Source organism: Streptomyces beijiangensis, assembly GCF_017315755.1.
Taxonomy (GTDB): domain Bacteria; phylum Actinomycetota; class Actinomycetes; order Streptomycetales; family Streptomycetaceae; genus Streptomyces; species Streptomyces beijiangensis.
On the sequence record NZ_JAFLRJ010001168.1, the window covers coordinates 1 to 211 of the forward strand.

Sequence of the window (211 nt, forward strand, 5' to 3'; positions counted from 1 at the left end):
GTTCATCGTGGCCACCCGGATCAACGGCTTCATCGTCACGCTCGCCACCATGACCATGCTGCTGGGCGCGCAGTACCGCGTCGTGGGCACCCGTACCGTCGACGGCTACTCCTCCTTCCTGAAGGACCTGGGGTCGGCCGCACCGCTGAACATCCCGCTGGTCTTCCTGACCGCCGTCGCCACCGCCGCGCTGCTCGCGCTGTTCATGCAC

The 211-nt window shown here is 67.3% G+C and carries 1 pseudogene; it reads left to right on the forward strand.

Annotated features, from left to right (window positions below):
* Nucleotides 1-211: pseudogene (locus J0695_RS41025) on the forward strand (ABC transporter permease); the annotation flags it as partial.